General features: G+C 43.1%; 13 protein-coding genes. 7 read left to right on the top strand and 6 right to left on the bottom strand.

Annotation, left to right across the window (positions count from 1 at the left end):
- Positions 1–85: 85 nt before the first annotated feature.
- Together DC094_RS18340 and DC094_RS18335 are read right to left on the bottom strand one after the other, a co-directional pair.
- Positions 86–718 (bottom strand): DUF3592 domain-containing protein, encoded by a 633-nt coding sequence (locus DC094_RS18340; RefSeq protein WP_116688582.1) that lies wholly within the window; start codon positions 716–718, stop codon positions 86–88.
- Between the two features lie 103 nt (positions 719–821).
- Positions 822–1,454 carry a YopT-type cysteine protease domain-containing protein gene (locus tag DC094_RS18335; protein ID WP_158527387.1) on the bottom strand — a complete coding sequence of 211 codons (633 nt, stop codon included), beginning with the start codon at positions 1,452–1,454 and terminating at the stop codon, positions 822–824.
- A gap of 412 nt (positions 1,455–1,866) precedes the next feature.
- Here DC094_RS18335 and DC094_RS18330 point away from each other — a divergent pair, with 412 nt between their 5' ends.
- The 5 genes from DC094_RS18330 (at position 1,867) to DC094_RS18305 (ending at position 12,677) form a co-directional block, all read left to right on the top strand.
- Positions 1,867–2,517: a ubiquinone biosynthesis protein gene (locus tag DC094_RS18330; RefSeq protein WP_116688580.1), complete on the top strand. Its 651-nt coding sequence runs from the start codon at positions 1,867–1,869 to the stop codon at positions 2,515–2,517.
- 43 nt (positions 2,518–2,560) lie between these two features.
- On the top strand, positions 2,561–4,654 hold the full coding sequence (locus DC094_RS18325) for a flotillin family protein (protein ID WP_116688579.1): 2,094 nt from the start codon (positions 2,561–2,563) through the stop codon (positions 4,652–4,654).
- 142 nt (positions 4,655–4,796) lie between these two features.
- Positions 4,797–10,133, top strand: coding sequence for a DNA repair ATPase (locus tag DC094_RS18320; protein WP_116688578.1), 5,337 nt, complete (start codon positions 4,797–4,799; stop codon positions 10,131–10,133).
- 38 nt (positions 10,134–10,171) lie between these two features.
- Positions 10,172–10,660 carry a CreA family protein gene (locus tag DC094_RS18315; RefSeq protein ID WP_116688577.1) on the top strand — a complete coding sequence of 163 codons (489 nt, stop codon included), beginning with the start codon at positions 10,172–10,174 and terminating at the stop codon, positions 10,658–10,660.
- 85 nt (positions 10,661–10,745) lie between these two features.
- The gene (locus tag DC094_RS18305; protein WP_158527386.1) at positions 10,746–12,677 is read left to right on the top strand and encodes a hypothetical protein; all 1,932 of its coding nucleotides are present in this window, start codon (positions 10,746–10,748) and stop codon (positions 12,675–12,677) included.
- A gap of 59 nt (positions 12,678–12,736) precedes the next feature.
- Here the strand turns inward: DC094_RS18305 and DC094_RS18300 are convergent, their stop codons facing one another.
- Positions 12,737–13,015 carry a PNPOx family protein gene (locus DC094_RS18300; protein ID WP_116688574.1) on the bottom strand — a complete coding sequence of 93 codons (279 nt, stop codon included), beginning with the start codon at positions 13,013–13,015 and terminating at the stop codon, positions 12,737–12,739.
- Between the two features lie 72 nt (positions 13,016–13,087).
- Positions 13,088–13,420, bottom strand: a complete 333-nt coding sequence (locus DC094_RS18295; protein ID WP_116688573.1) for a hypothetical protein — start codon at positions 13,418–13,420, stop codon at positions 13,088–13,090.
- A 349-nt stretch (positions 13,421–13,769) separates the two neighbouring features.
- On the opposite strand from DC094_RS18295, the gene DC094_RS18290 reads away from it, so the two are divergent.
- Positions 13,770–14,423 (top strand): putative adhesin, encoded by a 654-nt coding sequence (locus DC094_RS18290; protein WP_116688572.1) that lies wholly within the window; start codon positions 13,770–13,772, stop codon positions 14,421–14,423.
- A 25-nt stretch (positions 14,424–14,448) separates the two neighbouring features.
- On the opposite strand, the gene DC094_RS18285 is transcribed toward DC094_RS18290, so the two are convergent.
- Entirely contained in the window at positions 14,449–15,141 is a 693-nt protein-coding gene (locus tag DC094_RS18285) for a pyridoxamine 5'-phosphate oxidase family protein (RefSeq protein WP_116688571.1), read from the bottom strand.
- 102 nt (positions 15,142–15,243) lie between these two features.
- On the opposite strand from DC094_RS18285, the gene pdxR reads away from it, so the two are divergent.
- Positions 15,244–16,773: a MocR-like pyridoxine biosynthesis transcription factor PdxR gene (pdxR, locus tag DC094_RS18280; RefSeq protein WP_116688570.1), complete on the top strand. Its 1,530-nt coding sequence runs from the start codon at positions 15,244–15,246 to the stop codon at positions 16,771–16,773.
- A gap of 71 nt (positions 16,774–16,844) precedes the next feature.
- Here pdxR and DC094_RS18275 read toward each other — a convergent pair whose 3' ends face one another.
- The gene (locus DC094_RS18275; protein WP_116688569.1) at positions 16,845–17,591 is read right to left on the bottom strand and encodes an AraC family transcriptional regulator; all 747 of its coding nucleotides are present in this window, start codon (positions 17,589–17,591) and stop codon (positions 16,845–16,847) included.
- Between the last annotated feature and the right edge of the window lie 133 nt (positions 17,592–17,724).

The raw sequence follows: 17,724 nt of genomic DNA, 5'->3' as shown, positions 1-17,724 counted from the left end.
AAACTTAATAAAGCGTTCAGTTTATCAGAAAGCCGTAAGACCGCGACTGTCCATATGGTCAGTCGCGGTCTGCCGTAAGATAAAGTCAATTTAATAGTGAATGTCTGCGGCCATGTTGCGGTGAAGATCTTCGGTTGTAGAAGCTATGTTTCAGCGTTGCTAAGAGCAAAATAGTGGTGGTCAAACAAAGCGCCAAGTAGCCCCAGAGTTTTAATCGGGAATGAAGTTTCATCCCAGGCTCAACCAAAGAACGACTTGGGTTTCGTGGGTCGTAATAAACCATTGTGGCTTTTCCAGCCGGATAACGCTCGGCAACATACTGCTTAAGCGGTTGTTGCTGGAAGATATCGATAAACTTCAGGCTAGGGCCAAATAAATTGTGTAATGAAAGTTGGTTGCTGCCAAGCCACGGGTCTTGGGCAATATATTCTTTACCGTCTACTTTGAATTGAATTTTTAAGGCGGGAACATCACCGGTCATAGTTAGTTTTCCTAATTGTGGCGGCAATATATTTTTTAATATCGGTAGTTGTAAGAAATCGATTAAAAATACCGATTGTTCTTCGACGTGGCTGTTTATGACTTTACCAGATACGACTCGCCAGTACTTATTGCTGTCAGCTTGTTGAAGATGTTGGTAAGGGATTTGAAACCAAGAAGAATAGGTCAGGATTAGTAGACTGATAAACCCGCTATTGATGAAAAGTAATTTCCACACAGATTGCAGCTCGTTTGTTGTTTTAGAGGATTGCTTGTAGAAGCATCATCCTTTGCTTCTGCAAAAAATCAACATTTCATGGCTGGAGTAAAAATATAATCAGCTATGTGGCATTTTTGTTGAAAAAATCGAACTTTTCAATTGTATGTTGATTGAAATGGAATTTATTATACATTTTTTGCAGGTAGCGATCTAACCATTTCGAGGCATTTTTATAACCTGGGAACCAAAACTCTCCATAGTTGGGATCAAATATCCTAAGTTCTGTACTACGCATGTTAAGGCCGATGGCATGGCCGCCTTTAGGGCCATATAAACCAAGAATTGCTTTGCTGCCTTGATAAACTCCAGCATGTTGTAAAATCGAAAATCCACTAATTGTAGGTTCTAGGTCAGAAGCAGCCGTTAACTGTAGATTATACTGCTGAAGTAACATGTTATATCGACTGGTTAGCTTATCATATACCCCTAAGCCCATGCGTGTTGCAAGTTGCTGTGCAGCCATTACTTGTCTGAATTTTCTCACCCCATCAGGGCTATCAACTAATCTCCAGAAGTCTTTTCTTCCGTAGGCTTGGTATCCTAACCAATGCAGAACCATACCTAAACACCAGCCGTTTACAGTTAATTCAAAATCTAGTGCTCGCTGGTCATCAGCCTGCGAATAACGATGATGCCAGATTACTTTGGCTTGCTTACACTTTTCCTCAAGGTAATGAACTTGGTTTTTATTCATAGGCGTACTTCCTAACTTAAAAACGTCCATGTACGCAATTCAGCTTTACGAGGTATTCTCTAGAAAACTCCAACATTTAAATATTGCTAATATGCTGAACGAAGGAAGTGTTAGGGTAGATGGTTGTTAATGCGCTTATGTAGTTAATTATCATTAGCTTAGGTGGATAAAAAATAATGCTACGACGCAAGCGTGATAAATATTACTTGTTGCAAAAGAGGTGTTAGGGTAAGTCTTGCTGACATAATATGTCGCTCAATTGTAATGTAATTACACTGGTTTGCTGATGCAGCGGTGGTTACACTAGGGCGGCTGTATTTTGCTGACAGCGGCTCATGTTTCAGGTAGTAACAATGAGTACGGAATCTTTCAAAAATCGGTTAAATTAACTGATTTATAAGGAGAAAAGTTTTTGAGTGCTCTGTTTCAATTGATTTTCAGTTGGCCAGCAGTCTTGTTGACTGTGCCTGTTATGGTTGCTCTGGTTTATTGGATGCTGGCTTTTATCGGTGTACTAGATATCGATCTAGTGGATGCCGATATAGATATCGATATGCCTGAAGATGTTGGCGCAGGCTTTAGTGGCTTGCTTTATAACCTAGGCCTTTCTGGTGTTCCCTTACCCTTATCTATTAGCTTGTGGCTTATTTTTGCTTGGGTGCCCACCCTCTATGCCAGTCAATGGCTAATGCTACAGCTGGTTGATGGTGGTCTTTTTAGCTGGCTAATCGGTGCCGCTATCTTGTTGGTGTCGATCGTGATTGCCTTGCCGATAACTGTTATTGCGATTAAACCGCTGGTTCGTTTTTATACCACCCATGAAGCACGTAGCAACCAATCGGTTTGCGGTGAAGTGTGCAAAATAACTTCATTGGAAGTCAGCGAAACTTTTGGCCAAGCGGCATTGGAAGATGGCGGTGCAGGTTTAATTCTTAAAGTCCGATCAAAAACACCTAATCAATTGAAAAAAGGTAGCAAAGCATTAATCGTTGAGTACGACGAGCCAGAGAATAGCTACTGGATTCTTGAATCAGAAGAAGAATCAACATTACATAGAAATTAGCGTTTCCCACGAGACGTTTTCAAACTAATTCACGGAGAAGACAATGGAAATTGCCTTGTTAGCAGGTGCTATTTTATTAGCCATAATTTTTGGTTCAGCGTTCGTATTTGCCACCATGTACCGCAAAGTCGACCAAGGTCGCGCAATGATCGTTAATACTATGCGAGCTGAGCCTAAAGTGAGTTTTACCGGCTCATTGGTAATTCCTATGTTGTATCGGTTGGAGAGAATGGATATCTCGTTAAAAACCATTGAAATTAATCGTCGCGGCAAAGATGGCCTGATTTGTAACGATAATATTCGAGCCGATATTTCGGTCACCTTCTTTGTTCGAGTCAACAAGACCAAGGAAGATGTATTAAAAGTTGCTCAGGCAATCGGTTGTGAGCGGGCATCGGACCAGCAAACAGTTGATGCATTATTTTCAGCCAAATTCTCTGAAGCTTTGAAAACGGTTGGTAAGCAGCTGGACTTTGAAGATCTGTATAAAGCACGCGAGCATTTCCGTGATCAAATTATTAAAGTGATTGGTGATGATTTAAACGGTTATGTTTTGGAAGATGCGGCGATTGACTATTTAGAGCAAACGCCAATGCTTGAGCTGGATAAAAATAATATTCTGGATGCTCAAGGTATTCGAAAAATCACCCAGCTGACCGCTGCAGAAAACGTTTTAACCAATGAGTTAGAACGCGAAGAGGAAATGAAAATCAAGAAAAAAGATGTTGAAGCCAAAGAAATGATTCTTGAGCTTGAACGTCAACAGGCTGATGCAGAAGCTCGTCAGCAGCGTGAAGTACAAACGGTTAAGGCACGTGAGCAGGCAGAGACTGACAAGATACGAGCAGAAGAAGATTTAAAAGCCCGCCAGGCGCAAATTATTACTGAACAACAACTAGGTATCGATTCAGAAAATAAGCAGCGTGAAATTGAAGTGGCCGGGCAGAATCGTTTACGGGCATTGGCAATTGAAGAAGAAAAAGTACATAAGGTTCGCCAATTAGAACAAATCTCCCGAGAACGTGAGGTTGAACTGCAACAAATTGCTAAAGAACGTGAATTGGAAATTGAGAAAAAGCAGATTGCTGATGTAGTACGTGAGCGCATTGTGGTGGATAAGACCGTTGCTGAAGAAGAAGAGCGTATTAAAGAACTACGTGAAATCTCTGAAGCTGATCGGATGCGTCAGGTTCAAATTATTAATGCGGAAGCAGAAGCTGAAGAATTAGGTGTTCGTGAAGTAAAAGCTGCTGAAGCAGCAGAAACCAGTGCTCGCCATCGTGCCCAAGAAAAACTGATGATGGCTCAAGCAGAGCTAGACGCATCAGAAAAAGAATCCCAAGCCAAAATTAAGCAAGCCCAAGGTACTGAAGCCGAGCAGGCAGCCGATGGCTTAGCGCGCGCTCGTGTTATGGAAGCTCAGGCGCAAGCTCATGAGCAAGAAGGTTTAGCTCAAGCTCGGGTGCAACAGGCGATGGCCGAAGCACTAGAAAAAGAAGGGATGGCCAAGGCACGGATTGATGAAGAATCCGGTATGGCGCAAGTGCGGATTAAAGATGCCGATGCGGCTTCTGAAGAGAAGCAGGCAATGGTCGCGGTGAATATTAAAATTGCTGAAGCTCAGGCAATTACTCAGCAAGGTAAAGCGGAAGCCGATTCAATTCGTGAAAAGCATATTGCCGAAGCCGATGGTTTACGCCAGAAGTTTGCTGCGATGAACGAAATGAGCGATGCCGCAAGAGCCCATGAAGAATTCCGAGCACAGCTAGAAGCCAATCATGATCAGGCAATTGCCGGTATTGATGCGAGCAAGTCAGTCGCTAAGCATCAGTCAGAAGTACTCAGCTCAGCAATGCAAAATGCCAAGGTAGATATTGTTGGCGGTAATGGTGATTTCTTTAATTCTCTGCTTAAGCCAATGGCAATTGGTAAAGGGATAGATTTAGGAATGGGCAAAAGTGAAGTGTTGCAAAAAGTTTTCGATGGTCACTTAAATGGCGATGCCAACATTATGGAAGACCTGAAAGGTATTATTTCCGGTGTTTCCAGCCAAGATTTGAGCAATGTTTCAATTGCCAGTTATTTAAACAAGTTGTCCAAAGGGCAGTTGGGTAATGCAGAGAAAACTTCAGATTAATCTGTAACCAGATTTAAGAGAAAAACGATATGTAGGTTTGATGAATTGAAACGGAATCATACATTTTGTTAATGATTACAAACTGTCTGATTGCGCCAAAAACTTATCAAACCTACGTGGTTCTCAGTTAATGAGGTTTTCTATGTCAGAAACTGTGCTTGGCCAACAGCCGCAAACCGATCTTGTAGATGGTGCAGACGATAGAGATGATGGATTAGGGTTATCCGTTGCTGCCAGCGGCGCCTGGGATCTATTGAATAAACGCTTGCAACAGCAGGCAACCAAACTACGTGAACATTCAGAAAAGCTAAATCAGTCCAGAAGTGATGCCTTTGGCCAGCAAGAAATGAATTTGCTAGGCAGAGTGAGAGTGAGAACTGAACACAACTGTATTCCGCGGGATATGGCGCGTGTTGGCGATATGCTGATGTTGGGTTTTAATGTCCAACTAGGTTTAAAGAAAAACACTGAAGTTTCAGATGTTTTTGCATTGTATAAATTAGTGCAAACCGAGCAAGGGCATGAAATCGAGCTATATCAGGATCATAGTTTTCTTGATGATTCGGTTTTTGTTGATGATTTTAATGAATTATTTAGTTACTACAAAGAAGCCCGGTTACTGCAATTTCATAAATTGCATGACAAAGTTTTAGCTGTTTTTCAGATTGGTGCGCGGCTGAGTGATATTCGGGTATTTCGCTGGCTGAGAAGTTCTGACCCTGAGAACAAACAGTTAAAATATATTGATAACCGCGGTGAGCGCGATTTACCAACGCCACCGGCGCATGATTTTGAATGGACAGCGACCACTCGAGAAAGCCAGGAGTTAGGGCGCTACCCACATATTAATATTCTCGATACTATTTTTGTTGAAACCATTAATGGTCAGTTAACCATTAAAATCGAGAATAATACCGAAGATGGTCAAGGGATTTATCGAGAACCGGTAAATGATGAGCATCAATCGCTAGATGATGCTGAAATTTTCTATGCCAAAGTCGGCCAGTTAATTCTGCTGAAAATTCGCCCATACCGTGAAGATGATTTCCGCTATTTAATATATAACTGCCTAACGCGTGATGTTCAGCGGTTTGATGAAATCGGTCAATCGTGTGTTTCATTACCAGAAGACCACGGCATTATTTTCCCCGGCGGCTATAGCTTGCAGGGTGGTGATTGTCGGCGATTTAGCGATATTCCAGATGGATTAGTTTTTGAACGTGCCTTGCGCTCACCCAATGGTGAAGATGTTTTATATTTCTTCCATGAACAGCAGCAAGGTATTAGTGCGTTATTTTCCTATAACCTGATAGAAAAAAGCTTACAAACCCCTTTGTTTGGCCATGGTTATGGTTTATTTGAAGATGGTTTAATGGTTATTTTCCGCGCTGAAAATGACCAACCTAGCCGGGTGCATCCAATGCAGATTTGGCATACGCCATTTTATGCCGACACCCACGAAACCGGGGAGACGGTTTCAGGGGTGATGGGGCGAATTGGTAATGCTGAATTAGTGCGGGGTATTTCCGAATTATTTGGATTATGCCGCAGTGCCCGCAGAGGTAGTTCTGGCGATACCCTTGCCGACCAAAAAGCGGTATCTACCGAGCATTATCACGGACTATTAAATGATGCACGTAAACTGCTGGATAATTTCCACTGGTTAGGTGAAGCAGAATTGGTTGCTGCTGAAAGTACTAACCTGGCTGATCAGGTTCGTAATTTAAGTGCTGCTTCAGAAAAGCTGCTCGATGAGTATGAAAAAGCACGGGCCATTCGTGAAAAAGCGCAAAAAGCTTTATCTGATGCATCTGCAAAAATTGATCAGTTATTTAGTCAGCTGCGCTCCCGGCCGCCAAAGTCACCACAAGAGCTGGTCGATTCACTCGATCAAATGCGCCAGTTAGGTGGTCATTTAATTACTCTGCAAGAGCAGCGCTATATTGATCTTGCAGCGTTAGAGCAGCTGCAACAACAGCTCGAAAAGCAGCAAGCACAGCAGGAAAAGCAAACCATTGCTGCGCTTTCAGCAGATGACGCTTTTGCTGACTGGAACCAGTCGATTACCGATCTGGAGCAACAGATAACAGCGGCTGAAAAACTGCTTGAATTAGAACAGGTGCAAAAAGACCTGGAAAAGGTCAATCAGCAATTACAGCTGGTTAATGAAATGATGGCCGGTCTGGAAGTTGCGGACCCGGAAAAACGCAGCAAAATCCTTGAGGCCTTGTCTGAGGTCTGGGGCAAGTTAAATCAGTTGCGTGCAATCGCTCGCAAGCGCGGAAAGTCGATAGGCGCTGAAGAAGCCGCTGGAGAGTTTTCTGCCCGGTTCCGTTTATTGGAACAAACCGTTGAATCGGCGCTGGAGCAGGCAGAAACACCCGCTGACTGTGACCAGCAACAAGCTGGGGTAATGGCGCAGCTGGAAGAGCTGGAAAGTCGCTTTGCCGATCATGATGAATTTTTATCTGATTTAATTGTACGCCGTGAAGAAATGCTGGGTCTGTTTCAGACACGGCGTCAGTCTTTGGTGGAAGCTCGGCAGCGCAGGGCCGACAACCTGAAAAAAGCTGCAGAACGTATTTTCCAGTCAATTGCTCAAAAATCTGAAAAGTTTGATACAGCTGATGCATTAAACGCCTGGTTCTCTGGCGATGCCATGGTACATAAGCTGCGCGGCTTGATTGATCAAATGCGTCAGCTTGAAGCCGTCGTTCTGGCAGATGAATTATCTGGTAAATTAAATTCAGCTCGCGACCAGGCGCTTCGTTCGCTTAGAGATCGTTCTGATTTGTTCGAAGATGGTGGGCGAATTATCAAACTGGGTGATTACAAATTTAATGTAAATACCCGGCCGATGGAATTAACCCTGATTCGTCAAAATGATCAGCTTAAATTTCATTTAACTGGCAGTGATTATTACGAAAAGCTGGCAAAACACTATTCGACTCTGGCAGAAAGCGATCATTTATATGCTGACCAGCCATTAGTTTCAGAAAATGCTGAGGTTGCCAGAGCCGAATATTTGGTTGCAGAAATTATTGATGCGGCAGAAAAGCAAACCCACTCTTTGACTTTGCCTGGGCTGGAGCAAGCACTTTCTGAAGGTGAGTTATTGAGCCAGGTTAGCAAGTTCGCCTCCAAGCGCTACCAGGATAGCTATGCCAAAGGTATTCATGATCATGATGCCTGTAAAATTCTTGAACAATTATTGCCATTACGCGCCAATGCCGGTCTTTTAAGGTTTGCTCCTTTGCCCAGAGCACTGGCGCAATTGTGGTGGATGCAACAAAGCCGTTCTGATCAGCAGCAATGGCTCATTGAAGCTGCCAATGCCAGTCGAATGCAGCTGTTGTTCAATGCCAGATCGGCAGTTGAAAGCTTGCAGTTAAAACTGCAGCAATCAATTGAAATCCAGCTGAACCATTTGGGTGGAGAAAGTCAGGGCTATCCACTGGTGTTGGCAAGAGATGCCGCAGCCTGGTTAATTGCAGAGTTCGCGGTCGATGCGTCAGGTAATCAGCGGCTGGAGTTCACAACCAGTGAGCTGGCGCAGCAGCTGGCAGAGCAGTTACAACAACAGCTGGCAGCGGCCAAACAGCAGTCAGCATTTAAAGATCTGTTAAAAAGCCTTTCCATTAATCAGCAGTTTATTGTGGCCAGCCAATGGCTGGGTGCTTTAATTGGTGCGCAAGATTCGATTGATGATGGATCGACTGCCAATCGTTATATTGCCGAAGCAGCAGTATTGTTGATTGATGAAAGCAAATTAAACCGCCGGGTTTGGCCGATGCAGTCTCAGGTTTCGGTAGACGGTTTATTGTCTGAGCATTCCACGATTAAAAATGGCCAGTTGTCATTGGCAGTTGATGAATTTGAACAGCGGTTAAATCATTTCCGTTTCCAGCTGGTTCCAGGTTTCAAGGGTTATCAAAAGCAGCGACAGAAAGCTTTGTCTGACAGACGTGAAGCGCTGAAGCTGGAAGAATATCAAGCTAAACCCATGAGTGGTTTTGTTCGAAACAAATTAATCAACCAAGTTTATTTGCCGTTAGTAGGCGCTAACTTAGCCAAGCAATTAGGCGCAGCGGGCGGCAATAGTAATAGCGACCGGTCAGGTTTGTTGTTATTAATTTCACCGCCCGGTTACGGTAAAACTACTTTAGTGGAATATATCGCCAGCCGTTTAGGGTTAGTGTTTATCAAGGTCAATGGCCCAGCCTTGGGGCATAAAACCACTTCATTGGATCCTGCTTTAGCCCCTGATTCTGGTGCTGCTCGTGAGCTGGAAAGATTAAATCTGGCATTGGCAATGGGTAATAATGTGATGCTGGTGGTGGATGATATTCAGCATACGCACCCAGAGTTTTTGCAGAAATTTATTTCGCTTTGTGACGGTACCCGTAGGATTGAAGGTGTCATTAATGGTGAGCCACGTACTTTCGATATGCGCGGTAAACGCTTTTGCGTTGTAATGGCGGGCAATCCCTATACCGAATCCGGCGAAGCCTTCTCGATACCCGATATGCTTGCCAACCGGGCTGATATTTATAACCTGGGTGATTTGGTTGGTGGTTCTGAAAATGCCTTCTCACTCAGTTATGTTGAAAATGCGCTGGCCAGCAATGAAGTATTACGACCGCTAGTAAATCGGGATATGGCCGACATTTATCTGCTGATTGATTTGGCACGAGGCGAAGCGATATCGACCGATGATCTTGGCCATGAATATGCCGCCGCCGAGTTAGATGAAATTACCGGCGTATTGAAAAAACTCTTACGAGTGCAGCAAGTCTTGTTAGCGGTGAATCAGCAATATATTGCTTCTGCAGCGCAAGATGATCGTTACCGGGAAGAACCGCCGTTTCGTTTGCAAGGTAGTTATCGCAATATGGCGCGGTTGTCGGAAAAAGTCAGTGCGGTAATGAATGATCAAGAGCTAGAACAACTGATCGATGACCACTACAAAGGTGAAGCGCAAACACTCACCACAGGTGCCGAAGAAAACGTACTGAAATTAAAGCAGCTGCGGGGTGTGTTAACGGAAGTAGAAAGTTTGCGCTGGGGTGAAATTTGCTCTGAGTACAAGCGCCTCCGTACCTTGGGTGATCAGGATGATCCGACTGCACAGGCGGTTTCACAGCTATCGGTAATTGCCAGTCAGTTGCAGAAAATGTCGAATATTGATAATGGTTCAGCTGAAATCAGCAGAGAAATCTCACAGTTAAAACAGCAACTGCAGCACATTTCCGAGGTTGATTTTGCTACAGTGCTGTCTCAGTCATTCGCGCACTCCAGACCTAATGTTGAAGTGATTAACCAGCCACAACCGGGTATCGACAAAGTGCTACAAGCGCTGGCAAATACCATCGAAACTTCATTGCTACCGGTAGTAAAAGCAATGGATCACAAGTTGAAAATGGATCATGATATTTGGCAACGAGTGAAGAAGATTGGTGATGACTTGCAGCAGAACTAACTGCTGCGAGTTTCAAGCGTAGTAAAGGAAAAATAACAATGAAAAAATCGATTTTTATCGCAGCACCTTTAATGCTGTCGGCACTGTTTTTATCGGGTTGTTCTGATGATGAAGCCGGTTCGGTATCATTAGGACTGTTAACCACTAAAGATATCAAAATCCAGAAAGTGATTGATCCAGTAGTAACTGGTGTCACATGTCATATCAGCCATGTAGAAGCCGATCTGTCTTTTGCAGATCCTTCGGACATGAGTATTGCCTGTCGCCAGACCGGGCCGATCACCAAAGCAATGATCGATAAAATTGATAAGTCCAAGAGTGGTTCAGTGGTATTTAAAGAATCAAAAAGCATTTTCTTTAAAACACTTAAAACTCGCCGGATTTATGATGCCGAAAATAAAACACTTATTTACTTGAGTTATTCCACTAAAGAAATTGAAGGCAGCCATAAGCATTCAATGTCAACGGTTCCTCTGTGGGGCAACCCGGTTTGGAGCGAATTGGATAAGCCGCAGGTGAGCAAATAGTCTAGTAAATATATGATCTAACCTGCTTGTTGTGAAATTGTTGTTAAAAGTATAATGCGGCAAAACAACAAGCAGGTTCAGTTTTATGAAGCATCCAGAAAAGCTCGGCAGAATAACAGCCATAATACTTTTATCTCTTTCATTAGCCGCTTGTGGCGGTGGATCGAACTCCGATAAAGCATCGGATCCGGTCGTTGATCCGGTCGTTGATCCGGTCGTTGATCCGGTCGTTGATCCGGTCGTTGATCCGGTCGTTGATCCGGTCGTTGATCCGGTCGTTGATCCAACCCCAGATCCAGACCCAACGAATGACACAAAGCTTGGTCGCTTTATTTCTGGTCCGGGCGGTGAATTTAAATATCTACCATATGTAAAATATGACTCACAAGCGGCTAAAGCTGAACTGTGGTTGTATCGCAAAGCAGATGGCCAGCATCAGAAAACCAATGATATGGATCTGTCACCTTACTATGGCTGGGATGGGAGTAATACAACACCTAGCCTTTATACTGATGGTGCTTGGGAACAACATTTTTCTATTGATCCACTGATGCTTCATTACAGTAGTGAGGTTTATTACCTTAATCAGGGGCGTGTGTTTCGTACCTCTCTGGCATCAGGTAATAACGAGCAAGTGACAATTGAAACTCAGGCATGCTCTCTCTCTGGAGAATCACCAGGTCATTATGTTGTTTATCAAAAATCTGGTGTAGATCAAAAGTGCAATACCGATGACGACCCAATCTTTGCAATCACCAGCGATATGAATGCTAGCAGCATTGCCTTACCAACCAATTTACAAGGTGAGTATTTAGGGCAGAATTTTAATAGTGTCATTTTTGTTGATAGCAATAAAAATGGAACAGACAGGCTCATTGAGCAAGTTTTAACGGCAAACAATGAAGATTTTCTAGGGCTGCGGCTGGATGAAAATTGGCAGCCTGATGCATCGCAGACTCGAACAATTAAAGTTGATGTATTGGACAATGCAGAAAAGTTGCTGAGCAGTCTTTATTTTGATGATCCGAATGATTCTTGGGACATGGACTACCTTGACCCTCTGGCCACTACAGCAGAGTTTGCATTGCTACAGGGAAGAAACGAAGGTGCAATTCTGGTCAGTAAAGAGCAGTTACGTCAGGGAGTTTTTCCTCAGCCATTAAAGGTTGAAGCTTCCATGTCTTTGTCGGAAGACAGCCCCGTACTAGTGATTAATAATCATTTCTTGGCAGCTGAATTGCAAAGAAATGCAGACAGTACAGTGACAGCGTTGCAGTTGCATTCAATTGCTATGGATGGGCAGCTGCAAACAGCTCGGCTACACATTATTTCAACGAGTAGTTTTTTGGATGAATACAGCATTACCGTTGCTAAATATGAAACAAAATTATTTGTTTTCTATCAGAAAAATGACCAGCAAACAGCTGTTGCGCGAATTGACATCAATAGCCTGACAGCAGGCTTTGAAGATTTGGGTAACTTCGAAGGGATTATCGGAAACTATCATTTGGATAAAAATCACTCACGATATGTATATATCGATCAGCGGGTGGATAACAATAATCAACAATTGACTCGTTTAGATCTTACGAATATGACTCACTCTGTTATTGCAGCAGGAAATAGAGTCAATAATGTTTATCTAGACGATTTGATTAAAAATAAAGCTTATCGAAATGAACCATTGCTGTTTACTGTTGAACATGAACTTAGCAATACCTTACTGCAGATTTCAGCAGAAGATGGTGGCGTTCTAGAGCTGGGTAACTACCCGGTTGGTTATTATCCTGTAGGTGGGCAAAGAACGGTTGATCCTTCAGGTTTTTATCTAATTGGAATGCGCGAAAAGACAGCAGGTTCAAACTATGGCGGATACTCTAAAGCGGAGACAGATTTATGGTCATTTTCCATTAACCAAGAGAACTCTCTGCAAGCTTTAAAGCAGGCAACAGAAGAAAATATCAGATATTATCCGCTAACAATATGGCTAGATTCTGACGAAGTTTCTTTGAATTAATAATTGTTAGATACCGAAAGGGCCGAATTAACTCGGCCCTTTCTAATACACATTAAGCCTCACACCCGCCACCGATCCTCCCAAGCCTCACTATAATCCGGTACCTTTATCCCATCTGTTGAATGCTGGTCAGCGACCATCGCTGTTAGCGGGTGCTTGATGACCATTTCACCGGTCCATGCCGGTATATCCAAGTCTTCTTTATCTTCGTTGGGGCCACCGCTGCGGACTTTTACCGATGCTTGGTCCAGTTTAATTGCCAGCATTTTAGTCGCTTTTAATTCAATCTCTGATGGTGGGCGAACTTCATCCCAGCGGCCGGGTGCAATTCTTTCCATAAATATTTTATATTGGCGGTTAATTTCTATTACTCGATGCTGCAGTTTTTAACGGTTGCACAATTCCTTAAATCATGCGTTATGTTGTGCATAACGAATTAAAGACGGTTTTGGTTCTTGATTACCCAGATCTCTGCCCGCCATATGCCGACTGGATTCCCGGGTAGGCAAAACCAATTCCAAACCATCAATTAAATCATTCAGTGCAATATCAGGATCTTTCGCATTCACCACAGACTTCACCGTATCGATCAATGCTTCCGTTTTAAGGCGCTCTATCAGACAACCAGCGGGCAACCCGGGCTGCTTGTTTTTAAGTCGGGCTGATTGCTCAGGATGCAGCAACAATAAATGCTCGCACAACAGGCTCAGGATCAGGCCTCGCTCCGATCCTTCTTTGCTCATCTTGTTCCAGCCACCATGCGCTTTCCAGTCCTGAATAAAAACCTCGACTAACCACCTTAACGAATACAATTGAGCAATATCTGCGTGATGCCATGACAAATTCCACTAGGAAGCGTATGAACATGGATAAATGCGTTATTCAGCGCCTCTTTCGTATATTAATGAAGTGCTAAAGTAGAATGAGCTTTTTGTGATTATTTCATTCATACTGTCACTTATTTATTTTTGTTTTGAGTATTAGTTCTCAAAATAAAAACTGAACATGGAATTTATCGTTAAAAATGATTGTTTTTTGTATAGATGCGGTAATGTTTTCTCCGGCATAATTTTAATACGTCGGAGTTTGCTAATGATACAAAAAACAGATTTAGGTAAAAATTTTTACTTGTGGCAGGGACAGAAGCAATCTGACGAGTTTGTGATAAGTAGTCACGGATCGCAATCGCTGACGCAGCAGCATTTTATTGTTCCTGATAATATAGAAATAAGTTTTTATGTGCCTGATAGACATTCATTACTAAGCGATATTAATACTCTTTCAGAACTGACTAGTTTGAAAGAAGGTAAAAGATTGACGCCTTATGAAACTTTTAAACCTGGTTCTGAGTGTAGAAACTATGGTTTGAGTAAATTCCAAGGTTACCATGGATCAAGTTTTGGTGATTTATTTGGTGCTGTAGCCAAGCCCTTCATCAGCGATCCCAATGAAACTGGAGGCTTGTCTGCGGATGACTGGTGGGAAACTTATGAAGAAGTCCGACGTTCATATAGCAGTTCGATGCTGCTTGAAGGTGCAAGTAGAGATATTATCACTGTGAGATACCGGGTTGGTCGAGTAGGAAAAAGCCTAAAAGATCTCGTAGAATTAATGGCAAATTCTAATAATAAACATCAAAAATTACATTGTAATTTTTGTCGCAGTTCTTTTTCTGCAGGGTTTAGAATCGGCTGCTCTTTATCTTCTCGACCAAATATTTGGAAAAAAACCATTGTGCATGAGTAACTTTAAAAGTATTGAAAGTTAAACTTCACACCCTCCAGCGATCATCCCAAGCCTCACTATAATCCGGTACCTTTATCCCATCTGTTGAATGCTGGTCAGCGACCATCGCTGTTAGCGGGTGCTTGATGACCATTTCACCGGTCCATGCCGGTATATCCAAGTCTTCTTTATCTTCGTTGGGGCCACCGCTGCGGACTTTTACCGATGCTTGGTCCAGTTTAATTGCCAGCATTTTAGTCGCTTTTAATTCAATCTCTGATGGTGGGCGAACTTCATCCCAGCGGCCGGGTGCAATTCTTTCCATAAATATTTTATATTGGCGGTTAATTTCTATTGGATTTTCAATTAAAAAGAATTGCCCGAAAACCATTGCGCTGCGGTAATTAGCGCTATGATGAAAAGCGCTTTTTGACAGTACCATTCCATCGAGAATAGTCGCAGTGACGCAAGCTTCGCTGCCACCCGTGAGTGTTTTTATCATGCGGCTGGAACTGGCACCGTGGACATATAATAAATCGCCATCAATCCAGCAAAGCATTGGAATGACAAATGGCTGGATTTTTCCCGATAAACCTTCTCCCGATGGATCATCTTGAATAAAACCAACGTGGGCGACATGCGCCTGATTAAAAACCTGTTCTAAAATAGCGCGGTCAAATACTGCTCGCTTTGGACCTCTACGGATTCTGGTTTTTTCGGTCACTTCTAGTTGGCTCATCGGTTGCTTCCTATCTGTCTATCTTGTTGCTGATAACTGAATGTTATAAGCTAATTGGAGCCTTCAGTAGATCCGATTTGTAAATTTAATAGGTACCAATTTATGAAGCAGTCATTGCTAGAGATGCATGTTTTGGGTCTTGATAAGCGGGCAGATATGCCTTTGCACCAGCAGCTTTACCAAGGGCTGAGGCAGAAAATCCTCAATGGTTATCTGACCAATGCTATGCGTTTACCTTCCTCAAGGGTGCTAGCAAAAGAGTTGGCCATTTCAAGGAATACGGTAATTAGCGCTTATCAGCAGCTGCAAGCTGAAGGCTATTTGGAATCACGAGTGGGTGCTGGTTTTTTTGTTGCTCGCCAGCTGCCGGAGAATTGGATTGAGGCGCGCCGCTTGGCTGACTCAATAACGGTTGCCGATTCAAAGCCAGTTTCAGTCAATAGAAAATTACCCGATAACAATGCTGTAAAATATGGCCGAACCATTCCCGTTGTTACTAATAGTGGTGCTGATGGAAGTGCTGGTACGGGCTTTGCCGTAGGTGTGCCTGATCTTGCAAACTTTCCTCATAAAATTTGGAACCGGTTGTCTCAACAAATTCCTAGCAAAAGTCTGATTTCATTAATGGGTTATTCCGACCCCCAGGGATTACCAGAATTAAGGGCGGCCATTGCTGAATATTTAAAGAGTGCTCGCTCGGTAATATGTAATCCTGAGCAAATTTTGATTACTAATGGTGCGCAACAAGCTCTGGATTTAACTTCTCGACTGTTAATTCAACCTGAAGATAACGCGATTATTGAAGAGCCGGGTTATTTGGGTGCTCGTCACGCTTTGTTGTCGGCTGGGGCGCAATTAAAAACCTGCTCGGTTGATCAGCAGGGTATTAAAGTGAATCAGTTAACAGCATTAACCGATGCTAAAACCCGATTGCTTTATTGCACACCAACCCACCAATACCCGACCGGTGCGGTCATGCCGCTAGAGCGCCGAATGGCATTGTTAGAATGGGCTAACCAGCATGATTGCTGGGTGGTTGAAGATGATTATGACAGTGAGTATCACTACCGGTCTCGCCCATTAGCCAGCTTGCAGGGTATAGATCATCATCAGCGAGTGATCTATATGGGCTCCTTCAGCAAAGTATTATTCCCATCATTACGACTAGGTTATTTGGTGTTGCCGCAGGATTTGATGCCAGTATTTGTTGCAGCCAAAAATGTTCATTCGGGTGAAACACCGCTGCATAACCAAAAAATAACCGCTGAATTTATTCAGCAAGGACATTTTGCGCGCCACCTTCGTAAGAGTCGTCAAAGTTACGCAGCAAAACTGCAACATATGCAAGCTTGCTGTGAAAGCCTAAAGCAGTGGTTTGATGTCAGCGATAGCGGCTCAGGAATGCACGTTGTGTTGCAGCTAAAACCTGGTTTTTCTAATTTGGAGTTTGAAGCGGATCTATCCAGTAGCTTGCTAAAAGCGCAAGTTTTTCATTCCCGATTAAGTCGTTATTATTTTGGCAGTGTTAAGGAATATGGTTTGGTGCTGGGATTTGCTAATAGTCCACAGGAAGAAATAAAAAATAAAGTAGCGGTGCTTGAACACTCAATTAAATTGCTTGCAAATACTTAGCCTGCTCGGTGGCAAAGTAAAGGAGTAATGAATTTAAGTTGTCAAACTAAAATTTCCAAATTATTGGTTGGTTACGCTTCGCCTTGAACTCGCTGTCGATACTTGCCCGGTGAAACTCCTAAATACTTCTTCATCGCATGGGTCAATGCGCATTGGCTGGAAAAACCGGAAAGCTGGGCGATATTAGCGATGCTGGTGTCATTTTCTTTTAACAGATCGCAAGCATAGTTTAACCGCAGCTGCAGCAAATACTGGTGCGGTGTCGATTGGTGGGTTTTACGAAATTGTGAATGAAATTGACTCTCGCTTAAACAAGCCAGCCTTGCCAAATCTGCAACGTGAATTGCTCGGTCAAGATTGCGTGCTAAGTAATCGGTAATCGCCTGCATATCCATTTTGCTGCTGATTTGTTTATTGTTAGCAAATCGTAAATTTAAACCGCGTAATAGACAATCGACCAGACTGGATTGTAAATGCTTGTCATTGGGAAATAGCGTGAGTTCATGGTGGGTGGCAGCTAGTAGCTGCATTAACCCGGCATCAATAGTAAACCAGCCGTAATGCCGGAAAATCGCTTGGTGCTCAACCGCTACCATGTTGGTTGGGAGATTAATCAATAATATCCGGTTAGAGCCATCACCCGCAAAGCCATGCCTGACCATGCTAGGCAAAATACAGCCACGGCCACTATCTAATCGACCCGATAATTCAGCAATTTCAAATTCTGCGCTGCCTGAGAGCGGAGCCACTAATTGATGGTAGTCATGGCTATGCACTTCAGGTATTTCTTTGAGTGAAACAATTTCCAGTGTTTTCATTGATGGCTTCTTAATGATTTGGCATCTAGTAAAGGTATTTTTTAAATAGAAATCCGATTGGTCAACTGCCCGGTATGACCATTTAATTGTGACTTTTTGTAATTTTCCGGCTTATTTTTTTATCAGTATCATT

Origin of the sequence: Pelagibaculum spongiae (assembly GCF_003097315.1) — a bacterium.
Taxonomy (GTDB): domain Bacteria; phylum Pseudomonadota; class Gammaproteobacteria; order Enterobacterales; family Pelagibaculaceae; genus Pelagibaculum; species Pelagibaculum spongiae.
This window is presented reverse-complemented; position numbering and strand designations above follow the sequence as displayed.